Genomic DNA, 17,020 nt, shown 5'->3' on the forward strand with positions numbered 1-17,020 from the left:
CATGAGTCTGGAATGAGCTGTTTGGAATGAGCCTTCAATCCGTTCGCGCCTTCTTCGCCGAGAAAGCCCCCGACATCTCCGTCATCGAATCCCCGATCAGCTCGGCCACGGTGCCGCTGGCCGCCGAAGCCTATGGCGTCGAGCCCGGCCGGATCGCCAAGACCCTGTCGTTGCGCATCGGCGAGCGTGTGATCCTGATCGTTGCCGCCGGCACCTCGCGCATGGACAACAAGAAGGTCAAGGCTGCGTTCGGCGGCAAGCCGAAGATGCTGGGGCTGGAGGAGGTTGCCGAGATCACCGGCCACGAGGTCGGCGGCGTCTGCCCGTTCGGACTGAAGTCACCGCTGCCGATTTATTGCGATGTGTCGCTGAAGRCGTTCGACGTGGTGGTGCCGGCCGCAGGCTCGACCCACAGCGCCGTGCGCATCACGCCCGAGCGGATGGCGGAGCTCACCGCGGCCGAATGGGTCGACGTCTGCGAGCACAGGCCTTAAGGCGGCTCCGGCCTGTCCTCGTGAACCACGGCGCGGAGGGCGACCTCACGCCAGGTCGGTTTTGGCACCTGGCTGGCTGCATTCGTTGCACGAGTATGACGGTTTCGGGACTGGACGACCGGTCGTTGAGCCGCGATGGGGCCAGATGCGATGCCTGATGCAATTGCCGGTCAGGGAGGCTACCATATGGACCATGACCGACGACAAGGTGAAACGACGATTGACCACCGTCCTGTGCGCTGACGTGCAGGGCTATTCTCGCCTCATGGAGGCAGACGAGACCGGAACGTTGGAGACGCTGCGCCGCTACCGCACTGCCTTTGCGGGACTGGTGGAGCGTCATGACGGCCGGATCGTGAATACCTGGGGCGATGCTGTGATCGCCGAGTTCGCCAGCGTCGTCGAGGCCGTGCAATGTGCGGTCGAAATTCGGAAACTGGCGCGCGATGGATTGACAGCAGGCACGAGCCATCCACCTGGATGGGCTTCGTCTCGGATTGGCTGGCGAAGCTGCCCCGCCCGGTTGCAGTGGCCCTCACGGTTTCGGGCTTTCTGATTCTGATCAACGTTTTCACCGGCATGCACAAGATCTGGTTCCATTGGCCGGTCGCAGCATTGCTCTTCGGTGCCCTCTTGCGGACAGCACTCCGGCAGCGACCCGAGCCGAACAGCAAGCGGGATCGCTAAACGAGTCGGGAGTGAGGCGGTCGCTTCAGGTCATGACTTGAGCATGACCTTTTCGGAAAATCGCATCACACTTTTCCGGATCATGCTCTAGTCGTTGTCATCATCATAGGGACGTGGTGGCGCGGCGACAGGCGGCGGCGCATTGTTGTAGCGCGGCGGCGGCACAGCCCGGCCGCGCGGGACCGGCTGCTGCGGCTGGGCCTGGTTGTTCGACTGGAACACCGCCCGGCATGCGCTCGAAAGCTGCGGCGTGTTCTGCTGCAGGCAGGTCACAATGCGGTTCGTGTCCGGAATCTGGTCGCTGCACAGGCGCCAGACATCCGGCGTGCACGCCATCTGCTGTTCCATTGTGCCGCGATAGTCCTGGGCTGATGCCGCGCCCTGCGCGACGATGCCGCTGACTGCAAGCGCCAGACCCATCGCAATTCGCTCTGTTCGCATGTCCCGATCCTTCTCGCTTTCCTTGATTTGTCTTCAATCAATGAGACGCGGTCAGGTTCTGAACCAACAAAAAAATGTGAAAATGCGGCGGGAACCTATTCCACCTTGCCGATCTTCTTCACCGCCGCGATCAGCCGCGCGCTGTCCGTCGCCACGAATTGCGAGAATGCCGGCGCGTCCTGATAGGCGGCCAGACTGCCCGAGGCCTCGAAGCTCCTGAGCACATCCGGACTCGTCATCACCTTCGCCATCGCTTCGCGCAGGCGGCTCGCGACCGGCGCAGGAAGAGCGCTCTGTGCAAAGAGCCCGGCCCAGATGTACATCTCGACGTCCTTGTAGCCGAGCTCCTGAAAGGTCGGAACGTCGGGGAAGCTCGCGATGCGCTGTGCGCCGCAATTGCCGAGCACGCGCAGCTTGCCGTCGTCGACCTGCGGCTTCAGGGTGCCGGGCGCGGCTGCTATCGCCTGCACGGTGCCGCTGAGCAGCGCGGTCAGCGCCGGGCCCGCGCCGCGGAACGGAACATGCAGCAACTTGATCTCGGCGCTGCTCGCGAACATCTCCATCGCGACATGCAGCGTCCCGTAAGGACCGGACGAGCCGTAAGTGATTTGGCCCGGCCGCTTCTTCGCATCCTCGACAAAATCCTGCGCCGTCTTCCACGGCGCCGAGGCCGGCACCGCGAGCAGCGTGGGATCGGCGAGGACGCGCGCGATCGGCATGAACTGCGAGACTTCGTACGCAACGGGTCGGTCGAACAGGCGATCGGCCTCGGGGAGCACCGCGAGCGAGGACAGCGTCATCAGCAGCGTGTAGCCGTCGGGCTCCGCGCGCGCCGCCGCAGCATTGCCGACCGATCCGCCGCCGCCACCGGCGCGGTTGTCGACAATGACGGGCTTGCCGAGGACCCGCTCCAGCGCCATCGCGACCGGACGCGCGGCAAGATCGGCCTGACCGCCCGCCGGAAACGGCACGATCATGGTGATGTTGCGCACCGGATAGGCTTGCGCGAAGGCCTTGTCAGGTAAAGCAGCCCGCAACAACGGCAATGCCGCAGCCGCGCGCAAGAGATCGCGTCGATCCATCATAGTCCCCTCGCCCCCGATTTTCTTTGTTTCGCTGGCAGCCTAACCGGCCGAGCGGCAAGAACAAGGCGTTTACGAAGTATTGACCATGTTCGGCCCGGCCCGGAACGCTTCCCTGAACCCGCTGTTGCCCTCTTGAGGGAGTGGGTGATGCGGAATCTTGCGACCATCGACGTCGCCCTGGACGAGATGCTGGTGAATCTCGCAGCGATCGTCTTGCGGCTTTCAAAGCCCGAATTGACGCGAACGCCGGAAGCGCGGCGCGCGCTGGCGCAATCGGTCCATCAATACGCCGCCTGCGCGGCACGCTCGAACGACCCACGTGTGCACGAATTGAAGACGCAGCTGGAAGGGACGCTGAAGCCAGCCTTGCGCATTGTCGCAATCGACGGCGTGAAGGTGTCGTGATCGGAAGTCGTAATCTGAAATGGTGGGCACGCTTCGCTTTGCCCACCCTACGATAGTTGTGCGGAGGATCGACGAGCGAGATCTCGTAGGGTGGGCAAAGGCGCGCTCTTCGCGCGCCGTGCCCACCATCATTCTCCGAACTGCCCCGCGATATCCCGCATATCCCCTCCCCAATCCACGGGGAGAGTGCCTTGGTCGACGTAGCGATGGAAGCTGCTGAGCGACCAATCGCGCACACGCGTGACGAGGCCATGCTTCACTGGATTGAAGTGGATGTAATCGACGTGGCGCTCCAAGTCCGCGTCGTCTCGAATCGCGTGCTCCCAGTAGCGGCGCTGCCAAATTCCCTTCTCGCGCTTGAGTGACTTGCTTGCCGAGCGCTCCTGCGCTTCCAATCCTCGCGAGAAACCGCCCTTGATCAAATTCCAACGCGACGAAAAGTCGGAATCATTCTCCGGGAGCGACCAAATGGCATGGAGATGGTCGGGCAGGATACAGATCGCGACGGTCTCGAACGGTCGGCGCTGCTGAACGGTTTGGTAAATTCGTCTTAGGCGATCAACATGATCCGCGAGCAGAGTGCTTGAACGATCGGCGAGCACGACCGTAAAGAAGAATGTGCTGCCTTGTGTGCGCCGATATCGAGACATCTGCGATCCCATCAGGCAAAGGCGTGGGCACGCTTCGCTTTGCCCACCCTACGATAGCCGTTTGCAGGATAGACTAGCGAGATCACGTAGGGTGGGCAAAGGCGCAACGCGCCGTGCCCACCAAGGGATCTACCCCGCTTTGTTGACACCCTTCTTCGGCCGCCGCTTGCACGTGCCTGGCAGCTTCGCCGCGAGAAAATCGCCGAGCGCCTCGACGCGTGCGGGGCGCGGGCCGCCGGGTGGCGTCACCAGATGCACGGCGCCTTCGGCCTGCTTCCAGTCTTTCAGGATCACCTCAACCTCGCCGGACGAAATCGCCTCGCCGACGATGAACTCGGGCAGCTCGGCGATGCCGAGACCGGCGATCAGCGCCGGCATCACGGCTTCACCGTTGTTGACGCGAAGCTGTCCGCCCGGACGGACGCTCGCCTGCTCGCCTGCCGAATTGGTGTAGTTCCAGACATTGGGCGTCGAGAGATAGGCGTAGCTGAAGCATTTGTGTTCGGCGAGATGCATCGGATGCGTGGGCCGTCCATGGCGCTTCAGATAGGACGGCGCGGCCACCGTGAAGCGCGGCATGGTGAAAAGCCGCCGCGCGATCAGCGAGGAGTCCGGCAGCCGCGCGATCCGCACCGCCATGTCAAAACCCTCGCCGATCAGATCGATGGTCGCATCGCTCAGATGCAGATCGACCGAGACCTCCGGATAGGTTTCGAAGAACTCCGGCAGCAGCGGCGCCACCGCCTTGATCCCGAACGTCATGGGCACGGCGAGCCGGACCAGGCCGCGCGGCGCCACCGATTGCGCCAGCGCCTCGTTCTCGGCCGCCTCGCCGTCGACGAGCAGACGCGTGGCGCGTTCGGCGAGCTTGTGCCCGGCATCGGTCAGCGCCAGCCGCCGCGAGGTGCGGTTGAACAGCCGGGCACCGAGCCGTTCCTCCAGTCGCGTGACCGCCTTGGACACCGTTGCCTTGGACATCGCGAGCTCGCTCGCGGCCCCTGCAAACGACCGTAATTCCACGACTTTTGCGAAAATCGCGAGCGCCTCGAAATCGGGAAGTTTTGCCATGTGCGCCGGTCCAATTGGGGTATTCTGGGAAACAATGCGTTTCAACAGTTTCTATTTCTATACCACAGGCGGAGGCTTATCCAAGGGGCATCAGACATTCAGGAAATGGAGAAATCCAATGACCAAGAAGCTCTCAGGCAAGGTTGCCCTCGTCACCGGCGGCTCGCGCGGCATCGGCGCGGCCTCGGCCCGCGCTCTCGCCGATGAAGGTGCGGATGTCGCCATCAGCTATGTCGCCTCGCCCGAAAAGGCCGAGGCGGTCGTTACCGAGCTCAAGGCCCGCGGCGTCAAGGCCCGCGCTTTCAAGGCCGATCAGGCCTCGGCCAAGGACGTGACGCAGCTCGTCAATGACGTCGCCAGGGAATTCGGCCATCTCGACATCCTCGTCAACAATGCCGGCGTTGCCGCCGGCGGCGCGATCGACGATGCGAAGGCTGACACGGCCGCGCTTGAACGGCAGGATTCCATCAACGTACACGGCGTGATCGCGGCGATCCGCGCTGCTTCGCAATTGATGGGCGAAGGCGGCCGCATCGTCACCGTCGGCTCCATGCTCGCCGACCGCGCCTCGTTCCCGGGGCTTGCCGACTACGTCGCCACCAAGGCGGCCGTCGTCGGCTACACCAAGGGCGCGGCACGCGACCTCGGCCCGCGCGGCATCACCGTCAACGTGGTGCAGCCCGGCTCGATCGACACCGACATGAACCCGAAGGACGGCGGCGAGTTCGCCGAGACGCAGCGCAAGCAGCACGCGCTGCAGCGCTTCGGCCGCCCCGAGGAAGTCGCCGCCGGCGTCGTGTTCCTCGCAAGCCCGGAAGCCTCCTTCGTCACCGGCACGGTGCTCAACGTCGACGGCGGGTTCGGCGCCTGATCAAGGCGGCAGCCGTTCAACCCAAAGGATCACACAAAGGAATTACGCAGATGATCGAACTCAGACCTTTCGCAAAGCTCGGCGGCGCCGATCACGGCTGGCTCAAGGCCAAGCACCATTTCTCCTTCGCCAGCCACTACGATCCGAACAACATGGGCCACGGCGCCTTGCGGGTGTGGAACGACGACGAGATCGCGCCGAACACCGGCTTTCCCGCCCATCCTCACGCCAACATGGAAATCATCACCTATGTGCGCGAGGGCGCGATCACCCATCAGGACAGCCTCGGCAACGAGGGCCGCACCGAAGCGGGCGACGTGCAGGTGATGAGCGCCGGCAGCGGTGTTCGCCACTCCGAATACAATCTCGAGCCGACCAAGACCCGGATCTTCCAGATCTGGATCGAACCGACCGCGCGTGGCGGCCAGCCGACCTGGGGCTCGAAGCCGTTTCCGAAGGCGGACCGCACCGGCAAGCTCGTCACCATCGCCAGCGGGATCGAAGGTGACACCGATGCGCTGCCGATCCGCGCCGATGCACGGGTGCTCGCCACCACGCTGAAGGCCGGCGAGAGCGCGGAGTATGAGCCCGAGAGGTCGCGGCATCTCTATCTCGTGCCGGCGGCAGGCGCGGTCGAAATCAACGGCGTGCGCGTCAACGCCCGCGACGGCGCCGCGATCCGCGACGAGGACAAGCTGAAGATCACGGCGCTCGAAGACTCCGAGCTCGTGCTCGTCGACGCGGCTTAACAACGCGCTTCGTCATGGCCGGGCTTGTCCCGGCCATCCACGCCCCACCATGGGCGCACAAGAACGTGGATGCCCGGGACATCTAGCGCGAAGACGCGCTTCGCGCTTCTGCCCGGGCATGACGTCCCCCACAAACAGTCAACATCGATCCCAACGGAGACCACCATGACCAAAGTTCTCGTCCTCTATTATTCCGCCTATGGCCACATCGAAGCGATGGCCAACGCTGTTGCCGAAGGCGCGCGCGAGGCCGGCGCCACCGTCGACATCAAGCGCGTGCCCGAGCTGGTGCCGGCCGAAGTCGCCAAGGCGTCCTATTACAAGGTCGATCAGGCAGCACCCGTCGCCAAGATTGAGGACCTCGTCAATTACGACGCAATCATCGTCGGCACCGGCACCCGCTTCGGCCGCATGGCCTCGCAGATGGCGAACTTTTTGGACCAGGCCGGCGGGCTCTGGGCCAAGGGCGCGCTGCACGGCAAGGTCGGCGGCGCCTTCACCGCGAGCGCGACCCAGCATGGCGGCCAGGAGACGACGCTGTTCTCGATCATCACCAATTTGCTGCATTTCGGCATGGTCGTGGTCGGTCTGAACTACGGCTTCGCCGGCCAGATGAAGCTCGACGAGGTCACCGGTGGCGCCCCCTACGGCGCCACCACGATCACCGGCGGCGACGGCTGCCGCCAGCCCAGCGCCAACGAGCTCGCCGGCGCGCGCTATCAGGGCCGCCAGATCGCGGAGACCGCCAGGAAACTTCACGGCTGAGCCTCGCAGTTAGGCTTGGCGAACGACCGCATGGCTGATGCGACGGGGGCGGCGTTCTCATTCGGGAATGCCGCCCCATCTACGTGGTCGGGATATTTGACCAAAAGCGATACGAATGGCTTTCGAACTCTTGTTGATCGCGCAGATGATCCGCAGGCCTGCGCAAGCATTGGCGCGGCGCTGGTATTGCCGCAGCCTGTTCCGCGCCTCGCGCGGCCGGCTGCATTGCGCCGGGTGCGCGAAATCGTAAGGCGCGAGCGATCAGTCACGCCTGCGTGAGGTCGGCGTGCGGCTTGATTGAATTCGTCTGGACGGGTGCCGCAGCCGTCGAAAGCCACCAGCCCTCACCGGCAAACCAGCACATCTCGTCCGGAGCGCCCTCTCTGCGCAGCGACTGCACGCTCTCCCATCCTTTGGCGAACGCCTCGGCCAATCGCCGGCCGGCATCTGCGTCCTGCAGTCCCGCGCAGCCGATGAACTGGGCTCGACTCAGGAATTTCGCCGGCCAGACCTCGCCCTCGTCCGGGCGCGTGATCATCAACATGCCACCGAGCATGCCCTCCGGCGCCAACGGAAACACCAGCCGGCCGCCGGGCCGCAGCGCATCGAGCCATTCCGTGGCCGGCTGCGCCGCGCCCGCACAGACGTAGATCACATCCGCTCCCGGTAAATCGGACGCGATGCCCGAGCGATCTTCCAGCTCGACATGCGGGATGTGCTTCAGATTTTCGCGCGCGAGTGCCGCCAGGCGTTCGTCGATCTCATAGGCATGGACACGGCCCGAAGGTCCCGTGAGCTCGGCCAGAATGGCCGTGTAGTAGCCGCTGCCGGCACCGATCTGGATCACCGTCTCGCCTTCCCGCACGCCGCAGCCGCTGAGCCAATAGGCGTGCGCGCCCGGCATCCCGATATTGAGGCCGCGCGCCGGATCCAGCGCCAGAAGCGTGTTTTGATAGAGGAAGGCGGGGTCATCGTCGGGCGTCACGACATAGGGATGACCACCGACGGAGATCGACCACGGTCCGGGCCCAACGAAGGGTTCGCGCCTGACCGTGCGAAAGGCCTGTTCGATACGGGGATCCGTCGTCTTGGCTGCGGCGCAGATCAACTGCGCATAGAATGCGCGATATTTTGCCGAACGATCTTCCATGTCGCCTCCGGAAAGCGGAGGCGACGATAGCACAAAGCGCGCGATCATCGAAGCTCGGCGCAATCGAAGGCTTTGTGACAGCCCGGTGACATGTCGATCGCGCGGGCCACGCCTCAACCGCGTTCGGTCTTCTTCCTGATGAGGTCTTTACCGATCGGTCGCGCCGGCTCGCTCCGCAGCACGAGCGAGGTCGTCACAGCGCCGAAGCCGGCGATACGATCCACGATCGTCTCCAGATCTTCCGGCGCCGGAACCAGCACCTTGAGCACGAAGCAATCATCGCCGGTCACGCGATGGACTTCGACGATGTGCGGAATCTCGCTGAACCGTTTGAGGCAGGTCTTGATGTGCTCATGCGAGGTGCGCAGGCGGACCAGCGCCATCAGGCCGAGCCCTAGCGCGCGCGGATTGATGCGGGCGCCGTAGCCTTCGATAATCCCGGCTTCCTCGAGCCGCTTCACGCGCTCGGAGATGGCCGGCTGAGACAGCCCGACGGAACGGCCGAGCTCGGACAGCGGCACGCGCGCATTGGCCTGCAATGCCTCCAGGATCTTCAGATCCTTGGTGTCAATGCTTCCGAAGCGATCCAAGACAATTCTCCATTCCACCTTGAGATCATCGGCAGATGATCTCCTTCGCCGATGACTTGCCATGTGACGCAGCACCAAGACCGGCCACACTGCACGTGCATCTCAGATATCACGGGACGATCATGCACGACATCATCACCTTGCCCGGCCTCGGCGGCTCCGCAGAGACTCATTGGCAGACACTCCGGGAGCGCAACGATACACGTTTCACGCGGTTTCAGCCGGCGAGCTGGGACCGGCCGGAGCTCGCCGATTGGGAGCAATCGCTGGAACAGGTGGTCGGGCGCTGCGCGAAGCCGCCGGTGCTGGTCGCACACAGCCTCGCTTGCCTGCTGGTGGCGCACTGGGCCACGCGCTTCCCATCCACGATCGCGGGTGCTTTTCTGGTCGCGGTGCCCGATCCCGATGGCGCCAATTTTCCCGCGGAGGCGGCTGCGTTCAAGCCGGTACCGGACCGTACGCTGCGCTTCCCCTCGCTCATCATCGCCAGCACCGACGATCCCTTTGGCAGGCTCGATAAGACGCAGCAGCGGGCGCGTGCCTGGAAGTCCGGTCTGATCGTGCTGGGCGCCCTTGGCCACATCAATGCGTCGAGCGGGCTCGGCGACTGGCCGCAGGGTCGCGCGCTGCTGGACGCCTTCAGTGCCGGCCTTTCGAGATGACGCGGGTGCGGGCGGCCTCCGTCACCGCATCTTGCGTATCGCCCGGCTGGCGAAGGCGGCGAGCCTGGGATAGCGACGCAGGTTCTGCGCGGTATGGTCGCGCCATGCATAGGGAGCGCCGCGCCAGGACAGTGCGATGCTGACATCGGTCAATGCGACCTTCGCGGCGCCGAAGCGGCGCTTGTAGTCCTGGTTGCCGATGCTGAGATCGAAACGGCGCACGCCCTCTGCATGCAGCGCCGCCATGGTCCGTTCGGTGACGAGCAGCCCCGGCGAGCAGTTCGACCATGAATCGCCGGCGTGGCTGATGCGCAGGAGGAAATAGCTCGCACCAGACCTGACGCCGAACGTGGTGGCGACGACGGCCTCGTCGCAGACCAGCGCCGAGATGACGGCATAGCCCTCCGCGATACCCTGACGGGCGACCTCGCGATAGAATCGGGCATGAGCGTCGTCGTTGAGGACGAAGCGCGAGCCGAGCTTTCGCATGCGGGCCTGCTGCTGGACATCCATCACGTCCAGCAGCTCGCGCGCACGCGCGACATCCGCCGCGATCTCGAGCCGCGCGCCGGCATGACGGCTGAAGACCCGCCAGCAGCGCGGCATCTGCATGCGCTTGATCGAGGCCCGGTAGGCCTCATAGTCGTCGCCCGTCAGCACGAGATTGCCGTTGAGCGAGCAGGATCCGATCCGTCCGAGCGACACCAGTGGGTTCGGCTTGYCACCGACATGGGCCGGCATCTTCTTCAGCCGCAGCAGATCGAAGCGGTCGGGCAAGGCGCGCACCGCGTCGATCAGCGCCTTGCCGATCGCATCCGTCGCCGCAGCGTCCAACGCGGCATCGAGCGCCAGGATCGGCGCGTTGTTGTCGGAGACGCCGAGATCGGCGAATTCGACGATGCGGATGCCGCGCCTGATGTGGCTGATCATCGGCACCACCGCGATGTCCTTGCCGGTCGCGGCATCGGAGATCAATGCGATCAGCGGTGCAAAGTCGTGAAACGCCTCGTACCATGCGCCGAGCCAGTAACCGTGCTGGAATGCGGTGCGCTGCCCCGCGCTCAGGCGCGATGCGGCCTGCCGCCAGTCACGCACGAAATCGACAGCGATTCCCGACGTGCTGGACGCAAGACCATCTGATTGCTCGACGCTGAGAAACGTCATCCGCGGGACATGCGATTACTGAATGTTTCCAGATAGATTATGTTTGTCGCAGACCACAAGTGACGTAACGGCTTATCGTTAAGCCAACATCACTATCGCTTCGGCTGCGACAAGCTGTCAGCGCTCCGGTTCCGTCTGTTCAACGCATTGGAACCTGGCGAGGAAATGCAGGCCAGCCACTGCAAGCGCGAACATGAACCAGATCGGATTCTGCCGTTCGAGCAGGAAGGTCTCGGTGGCGCCGTAATACAGGCCAAACAGCCATACGGTGAGGAACAATTTTGCCAGCGCGCGACTATGGTTGTGAGCCTGGGCCGACTGGAAATTGCCGAGCGGTGCGAGCACGAAGACGAGAATCACCAGCAACAGCCCCGGCAAGCCGATGGTGACCGCGAGGTCGAGATAGCTGTTGTGGCTGTGCGCGGCGGACGTCGCCCATTCGGACCCCTGGGCAGTCTGCCGCGCGGTCACGTCGTCCCAGAACGCCGCATAGCCGTGACCGATGATCGGCTTCTCGGCGACGGCCGCGAGCGCGAATTCCCAGATCGCGGAACGGCCGGTGAAGGTGGGATCGAGCGGAAGCAGCCGCGTCAGCGCCCCGAGTGCCGGGCTCAAGACGCTGCCGACCGTCAGCAGGTTCATCACGATCAGCGGCACGAAGCAGATGAGCCGCTTCAGCCACAGGCCTGGCGTGACATAGACCAGCGAGGCGAGCGCGTAGATCGCAAGGCACAGCACCGTCGATGTCTTGCCGCCGGTGAAGATCAGGAAGATGCCGGCAAGCGCGGCGATCGCGGGCCCCATCACGAACGAGCCGACGCCGCAGAGATAAATACCGACATAGACCAGGATGGTCATCACCGGCGAAGCGATGTTCTTGTGGCCGAAGCTGCCGCGCCAGTCGCCGGCAAGCTGCGGCTCGGTGAGATCGAGCGCGGTGTGCATCGAATATTGCGGCGCGAGGAAGACGCCGAGATAGCACAGCACCAGCAGCACGAGCGCGGCGCCGCCTAGGCACAGGTTGAAAGTCCGCTGTGTCGGCGGCAGCAATGGCAACAGCATGGCGAGCGACGTCACGCTGACCGCCAGCACGAAGCGCTGGATCGAAACGCCGCGACTCTCGGAGAAGACGATGTTGATCAACAGCCAGCCGACCAGGCAAAGATGCAGTGGCGTCACCAGGCTCTTCAGCGCAGGCGCATCGGTGCCGGCGACGAACAGCATCGCGACCGCAGCCAGCAGACCCCAGGAGATATAGGTGAGCGCCATGYGCCCGCCGACGACCGTGGTCACATCCTCGTTGCGAAGGTCAGGAAACGGATCGAGCGTGATCAGCACCAGCAGCAGCGCCGCAACCGCGACGAGACAGCGCGCCGCCTGCGCGGCATTCAGCCCCGCGAGCCCATCGTGCAGGACGTGGCCCAGCGTTCGGGTCTCCACGTCGGTCATGTCAGCGACGCTGCGATCCATGGCTCGAGGCAAATGGTGAAGCCGGGGAAACTCGAAGTGTTAGCCCGTCCCTGTTAAGCATCCGTCAACCAGCACGCCCGAGGCCCGCGACGCCGTCTGCGGCCCCACGATGCTGCGCGCGATCTCGTAATATTGCAGCGCCCGCTGCTCCAGCGTGAGATTGTCGAGCACGAAGCCGCGCGGATCGAACGCATCAGCGGTGCACCCGGCCCAGAAACAATCCCAGCCCGCCTCGAACCCCGCGATGTCGATGAACTTGGCGCCGCAGCGGTCATCCCAATACGGCACCGACGACACCGGCGCGAACTGGACGCGGTGCGGATAATAATCCGGGTCGCGCCACGGGCCGCCGGGGTCCCAGGCGAACACCGGCACGCCGCAGGACAGAGCCTGCTGATAGGCGATGCCCTGGCTCTCGTTCTGGCACAGGAAGATCATCGCGCGCGAGCGCGCCAGCGCGGCCTGATAGTCTTCTTCCTTGTAGCTGCCGTAGCGCAATTCCGTGAACGAGCGGCCCTCCTTGAGGAGGCGGGCGCGGACGGGCTCGATCAGCTCCGGCGCGTAGCGCTCGCGGTCCCAATGGACCTTGTCGTAGATCAGGACGTCGACGGTCTTTTGCGACGGCGCCGATGGCGCCCAGAGATCCGTGTCGATGCCGATCGGCCAGGCCTCCGTGTCGGGCCAGTACGGCCGGTACATGTCGACGTACCAAGGGCCGGGCACCACGACCTTCTTCACCGGCAGCCGCTTGAACAGATCAGGATCGTCCAGCGGATGATTGTGGGCGGCAACGCCGAGCAGGATCGGATTCTTCCACGCGAACTTGTCGAGCAGGARGGTGCGGCCGATGATGCAGGCGAGTTCGTCGGGATGCTGCGCGATGTAACCGTAATCGTTGACGCGGTAGCGGATACCGAGCCGGTCGAGCCCTGCGCAGAGATTGAGGAACACGCGAAGCTGCCCGCTCATGCGCGGCTCACCGAGCAGCATCCGGCGCGCCATGCGCCGCAGATGCCGGTCGCCGGGAAACCAGCGATCGTCCTTGTCCTCGTAGAAGAGGTTGAGGACGATGGCATCGGGGTCGTGTTCGAACGTCTTTGCGGGCACTAGATCCATCCGCGGCAAACAGGTCGGCATTCTCGCATGGGACCGGCTGTCGCACTCTTCCAAATTTGCGACAGGCTTAATGCCCGCGGCTTAACGCTAATCTACGAAACCAGAAACACGCAGGCCTTCGCGACAACGATTTGGCCGTAATGCGAGTATCATTCGCGGCGGGCCAATGTTGCGATTGATCGCAATGCCAGTCGGCAGATGCGCCCTGGTTAACAGACCCCTAAAGGCGAGCCGTGGCTCTGATCACCGCCGAAGATGTTCTCGATTTACCGGCTACCTCGCGCGTCGTTCCGGCGCCGCGTCTCCCGCTGCCGGCCGGCTCAACCACATCGGTGTCCGTCGTCATTCCCGCCAAGAACGTTGCGGCCTATATCGGCGAAACCCTCACCAGCGCGCTGGCGCAAGGCGAGATCACCGAAGTGATCGTCGTCGACGACGGCTCGAGCGACACCACCACGGCCATCGTCCGCGCCATTCGTGACCCGCGGCTGCGCCTGATGACCAACGAATCCGCCGGCGTATCCGCCGCGCGCAATCTCGGCGCACGATATGCGAGCGGCGAATGGCTGCTCTTCCTCGATGCCGACGACCGCCTGCGCCCCGGTGCGGTCGCGGCGCTGCTGGCGGCGGCCCGCAATGCTCCGCGCGCGGTTCTCGTCTACGGCGACTACAACACGATCGACAGCGAGGGACGGCAGATCGGCCGGCGGGGCCTGCTGAAGGGACGCCGCAAGCCGTCCGGCGACGTGCTGGCGCGGCTCGCGGCCGGCAATTTCATCGTCAATGGCGGCATCGCGCTCGCACGTGCGGAGGCCTTCCGCGCCATCGGCGGCTTCGACCCTTCCCTCAGATATTGCGAGGACTGGCATTGCTGGTGCCGCCTCGCCGCCATCGGCGAGTTCGAGTTCGCACCAAAGCTTCTGCTCGACTATCGCCTGCACACCGCCAACACCATGAATGCGGCCGTGCGGACGCCGAAGGACTTCTTCCCTGCGATCGCGCGGGTGTTCGACGATGGGCTGATCCTGGCGAGACTGCCCGAGGGTACGGCGGCCGGGCTGCGCCAGGCCGCCGAGGTCCATCTCGTCACCTATTCGGCGATGCAGGCCGTCCGCTTCGGCAGATATCGCGACGCCTTGGCTTATCTCGGGATGGTCGGCCGGCGCTCGCTCAAATCGCTGCCCCGCGCCGCGGTCAGGGTCGCCCTCGCCCGTTTGGGCATCTAACCCGCGTCAAGATACGATTTTCGACGCTTCGTAGGGCTTCGGTGCGAAGCCGAATGCTGCGAGCATGGAGCCAAGCGCGACCAGCGCGGGATGCATGGCGACGACGGCCTTCGATGTCGCGAGAAGACGAGCGGAACGCGCCAGCGACAGCGGCAGCCGTCCGAGCATCTGCGCGAACACTCGCGCCCGCGCGCCCGCGCCCTGTGCGGCCTTGTACTGCACGCGATAATTGATAGCGCCAATACGCAGGCCGCGCTTGGCGATCCAGCCGAGGCTGGTGCGGCTTTGCGGCACGGTCTCGGTGATGACCGCCTCAGCCGTCCAGTGGAAGATCATGCCGGCATCGCGGCACCGCACGAAGAAATCGCAATCGCCGCCGCCGAGGAAATTGAAGCGCAGGTCGAACGCGGGACGATCGAACCGCTCGAACGCCGCACGCGTGATCAGGCAGTTGCCACAGCCATAGATCAGCGGCACCGCGCCGCTGTAATCATAGGCGGGGCAGAAGGCGGGATGATGTGCGAGCCAGGGCTTGCTGTCGTCGTCGAAGACCGGCAGCACCGGCCCGCCGACCACGTCGGCGCCGGTCGCCTCCGCGGTGCGAACCATCAGCTCGAGCCAGTCGGGCGAAGCGATCTCGTCGTCGTCGATCATCAGGAAGCGGGTCGCGGCGGGAAACAGCGCCTGCGCCGTCTCGAAGGCGGCGTTGATCGCCTGGCAATTGCCCTGCCGCTTCTCGACCAGGCAAACGCCCTGGAGCCGGCCGTCGGCCAGATACTCCGCGGCAACCGGCGCGCTTTCGCGCCCCGCCGCGTCGTTCTCGACCATGACCACCGCGAAGGAGCGCGGGGTGCGCTGGCTCACGAGCGAGTCCAGTGTCAGCCGCAGATGGTGCGGGCGGCGGAAGCAGGGAATGCAGACGACGATGCCGACCGACAGGTCGATGACGCGGGAGCTCGCCGCGATCTCCCGGTTGGGATCGCGCACGGCATCCGAGATCCGGCTGGCGGAAAGGTCTGTCGGGATCAGCGTCATGGCATCCTAGATGTCCGATATGTATTGAAAAAGCCCTGCGTCAATCACGCAGTAATCGGCGCTGTCCTGCGACGGCACATCGCCGCGGGACAGATCAGTCCCAAAATGAACGGCGGGCCCGAGGCTCGCGACGGCGCAACGCCGCGGATCTCCCGCCCTTCATACGCTTAACCGCTTTTGCGCGTTTCTCCTGCAAGTCCCCGCATACGTGATAGTGCAATTCGCAGTCCATCACGCGCACGACAGCGCAACATGGACAATGCCGTAGTTAACGCCTGCCCGCATTAACCCGACCGTAAGCACCGCGACCGGTGAAGCGGCGCGGCATCGGATTTGCTCTTCGGGCATGCGAGATTTTTCCTGTAAATTTGAGTCGAACAAGCGCGGTCAGAAAAAATGAACAAGCCAGCCTCGATCGATTTCGCGACAGCCACGGCGATTCAAATCCCAGCGGCCGGTGCACGCACCCAGGCGCTGCACGATCTGGTCCCCGGCGAAGCCCGCGACAGCCTGCTCGCCGTCCACGACGTGCTACGCCGCGAGCTGCCGCAGGGCCAGCTCGCCACCTACGAGGCCGGCGGCGGCTCGTGCAGCGTCCTGCCACCGGAACTGCTCAACCGCAGCAAGGTCACCGTCGTCGACATCGACGAGGACCAGGTCCGCAACAACACCTACGCGGACGAGGCGATCCTCGGCGACGTGCAGACTTACAGCTTTGGACGCGAAACCTTCGATCTGGTGATCTGCTACAACGTGATCGAGCATCTGCCCCATGTCGATGCCGCGCTCCTGAATTTCCGCGACGCGCTCAAGCCCGGCGGAATGATCCTGATCGGCGCACCCAATCCGCGCTCGCTGTCGGGCGTCGTCACCAAATACTCGCCGCACTGGTTTCATGTCTGGTTCTACCGGAATATCCGCGGCATCAAGGATGCCGGCCTGCCCGGCGAGCCGCCGTTCCCGACCTTCTTCCATCCGCTGGTGACGCTGCCGCGGCTCGAAGCATTCGCCGCGGCCAACGGCCTCGAGACGATCTACCGCCGCGAGGTCGAGAGTCCGCGCTATCCCGAGATGCGCCGGCGCAAGCCGCTGTTCGCCGCTCTGGTCGATGCCGGCGCCGCCGTGATGAACGCCGTGCTGCCGGACAGGATCGACGTTCGCCGCGGCGATTACCACGTCATCCTACGGAAGCGCTGACAATCATGACACGCGCGCGGTCCATCGCAGGACGAGCGAAGCCTGGCGGCCTCGCTGCGCGCGGTAACGAACCGTTAATTCCTTGGGGACCTCAGCGTCACCGCGACGCGTCGAAGAGTGGCATGCGCTTAAACGCTTTGTTTGCCATTTCGGTGAATAGTCCCTCAATGAGTATGGTTAATTTTCCCTGTTGCG

At 64.5% G+C, this 17,020-nt stretch carries 19 protein-coding genes; 9 read left to right on the top strand and 10 right to left on the bottom strand.

The annotated features are described in order from the left end of the window. Positions 1-26: 26 nt before the first annotated feature. Entirely contained in the window at positions 27-494 is a 468-nt protein-coding gene (locus AB4Z51_RS07415; protein WP_441497200.1) for a YbaK/EbsC family protein, read from the top strand. 193 nt (positions 495-687) lie between these two features. Next, on the top strand, positions 688-1,050 hold the full coding sequence (locus AB4Z51_RS07420) for an adenylate/guanylate cyclase domain-containing protein (protein ID WP_441497201.1): 363 nt from the start codon (positions 688-690) through the stop codon (positions 1,048-1,050). 218 nt (positions 1,051-1,268) lie between these two features. On the opposite strand, the gene AB4Z51_RS07425 is transcribed toward AB4Z51_RS07420, so the two are convergent. Beyond that, positions 1,269-1,622, bottom strand: a complete 354-nt coding sequence (locus tag AB4Z51_RS07425; protein WP_085403389.1) for a hypothetical protein — start codon at positions 1,620-1,622, stop codon at positions 1,269-1,271. Positions 1,623-1,717: 95 nt separating this feature from the next. Next, positions 1,718-2,704: a tripartite tricarboxylate transporter substrate binding protein gene (locus AB4Z51_RS07430; protein WP_085403438.1), complete on the bottom strand. Its 987-nt coding sequence runs from the start codon at positions 2,702-2,704 to the stop codon at positions 1,718-1,720. 150 nt (positions 2,705-2,854) lie between these two features. Here AB4Z51_RS07430 and AB4Z51_RS07435 point away from each other — a divergent pair, with 150 nt between their 5' ends. Next, positions 2,855-3,112, top strand: a complete 258-nt coding sequence (locus AB4Z51_RS07435; protein WP_085403390.1) for a hypothetical protein — start codon at positions 2,855-2,857, stop codon at positions 3,110-3,112. A 128-nt stretch (positions 3,113-3,240) separates the two neighbouring features. Here the strand turns inward: AB4Z51_RS07435 and AB4Z51_RS07440 are convergent, their stop codons facing one another. Both AB4Z51_RS07440 and AB4Z51_RS07445 read right to left on the bottom strand, forming a co-directional pair. Further along, a complete protein-coding gene (locus AB4Z51_RS07440) occupies positions 3,241-3,762 on the bottom strand; it encodes an REP-associated tyrosine transposase (RefSeq protein WP_085403391.1) in 522 nt (173 codons plus the stop codon). A gap of 129 nt (positions 3,763-3,891) precedes the next feature. Beyond that, the gene (locus tag AB4Z51_RS07445; protein WP_085403392.1) at positions 3,892-4,830 is read right to left on the bottom strand and encodes a LysR family transcriptional regulator; all 939 of its coding nucleotides are present in this window, start codon (positions 4,828-4,830) and stop codon (positions 3,892-3,894) included. A 118-nt stretch (positions 4,831-4,948) separates the two neighbouring features. Here AB4Z51_RS07445 and AB4Z51_RS07450 point away from each other — a divergent pair, with 118 nt between their 5' ends. From AB4Z51_RS07450 to wrbA, 3 genes are all read left to right on the top strand, one after another. Further along, positions 4,949-5,701 (top strand): SDR family NAD(P)-dependent oxidoreductase, encoded by a 753-nt coding sequence (locus AB4Z51_RS07450; RefSeq protein WP_028147961.1) that lies wholly within the window; start codon positions 4,949-4,951, stop codon positions 5,699-5,701. Between the two features lie 50 nt (positions 5,702-5,751). Next, positions 5,752-6,450 carry a pirin family protein gene (locus AB4Z51_RS07455; RefSeq protein ID WP_085403393.1) on the top strand — a complete coding sequence of 233 codons (699 nt, stop codon included), beginning with the start codon at positions 5,752-5,754 and terminating at the stop codon, positions 6,448-6,450. Between the two features lie 165 nt (positions 6,451-6,615). Continuing rightward, the gene (wrbA, locus tag AB4Z51_RS07460) at positions 6,616-7,215 is read left to right on the top strand and encodes an NAD(P)H:quinone oxidoreductase (protein ID WP_441497202.1); all 600 of its coding nucleotides are present in this window, start codon (positions 6,616-6,618) and stop codon (positions 7,213-7,215) included. 265 nt (positions 7,216-7,480) lie between these two features. Here the strand turns inward: wrbA and AB4Z51_RS07465 are convergent, their stop codons facing one another. Next, a complete protein-coding gene (locus tag AB4Z51_RS07465) occupies positions 7,481-8,365 on the bottom strand; it encodes a protein-L-isoaspartate O-methyltransferase family protein (protein ID WP_441497203.1) in 885 nt (294 codons plus the stop codon). Positions 8,366-8,478: 113 nt separating this feature from the next. Beyond that, entirely contained in the window at positions 8,479-8,955 is a 477-nt protein-coding gene (locus AB4Z51_RS07470; protein ID WP_014491880.1) for an Lrp/AsnC family transcriptional regulator, read from the bottom strand. Between the two features lie 122 nt (positions 8,956-9,077). On the opposite strand from AB4Z51_RS07470, the gene AB4Z51_RS07475 reads away from it, so the two are divergent. Beyond that, entirely contained in the window at positions 9,078-9,617 is a 540-nt protein-coding gene (locus AB4Z51_RS07475) for an RBBP9/YdeN family alpha/beta hydrolase (protein WP_085403394.1), read from the top strand. A 21-nt stretch (positions 9,618-9,638) separates the two neighbouring features. Here AB4Z51_RS07475 and AB4Z51_RS07480 read toward each other — a convergent pair whose 3' ends face one another. The 3 genes from AB4Z51_RS07480 to AB4Z51_RS07490 form a co-directional block, all read right to left on the bottom strand. Continuing rightward, on the bottom strand, positions 9,639-10,781 hold the full coding sequence (locus tag AB4Z51_RS07480; protein WP_441497204.1) for a GNAT family N-acetyltransferase: 1,143 nt from the start codon (positions 10,779-10,781) through the stop codon (positions 9,639-9,641). A 117-nt stretch (positions 10,782-10,898) separates the two neighbouring features. Continuing rightward, positions 10,899-12,251, bottom strand: a complete 1,353-nt coding sequence (locus AB4Z51_RS07485; protein ID WP_441497205.1) for an O-antigen ligase family protein — start codon at positions 12,249-12,251, stop codon at positions 10,899-10,901. A 39-nt stretch (positions 12,252-12,290) separates the two neighbouring features. Then, positions 12,291-13,358, bottom strand: a complete 1,068-nt coding sequence (locus tag AB4Z51_RS07490; protein ID WP_441497206.1) for a glycosyltransferase — start codon at positions 13,356-13,358, stop codon at positions 12,291-12,293. Between the two features lie 248 nt (positions 13,359-13,606). Between AB4Z51_RS07490 and AB4Z51_RS07495 the strand changes: the two genes are divergently transcribed. After that, positions 13,607-14,593, top strand: coding sequence for a glycosyltransferase (locus AB4Z51_RS07495; RefSeq protein ID WP_085403441.1), 987 nt, complete (start codon positions 13,607-13,609; stop codon positions 14,591-14,593). 6 nt (positions 14,594-14,599) lie between these two features. Here AB4Z51_RS07495 and AB4Z51_RS07500 read toward each other — a convergent pair whose 3' ends face one another. After that, positions 14,600-15,628 (bottom strand): glycosyltransferase family 2 protein, encoded by a 1,029-nt coding sequence (locus AB4Z51_RS07500; RefSeq protein ID WP_085403397.1) that lies wholly within the window; start codon positions 15,626-15,628, stop codon positions 14,600-14,602. Between the two features lie 396 nt (positions 15,629-16,024). On the opposite strand from AB4Z51_RS07500, the gene AB4Z51_RS07505 reads away from it, so the two are divergent. After that, positions 16,025-16,825, top strand: coding sequence for a class I SAM-dependent methyltransferase (locus tag AB4Z51_RS07505; protein WP_085403398.1), 801 nt, complete (start codon positions 16,025-16,027; stop codon positions 16,823-16,825). Positions 16,826-17,020 lie beyond the last annotated feature (195 nt).

The sequence above is a fragment of the Bradyrhizobium sp. 2TAF36 genome (assembly GCF_052114925.1).
Taxonomy (GTDB): domain Bacteria; phylum Pseudomonadota; class Alphaproteobacteria; order Rhizobiales; family Xanthobacteraceae; genus Bradyrhizobium; species Bradyrhizobium barranii.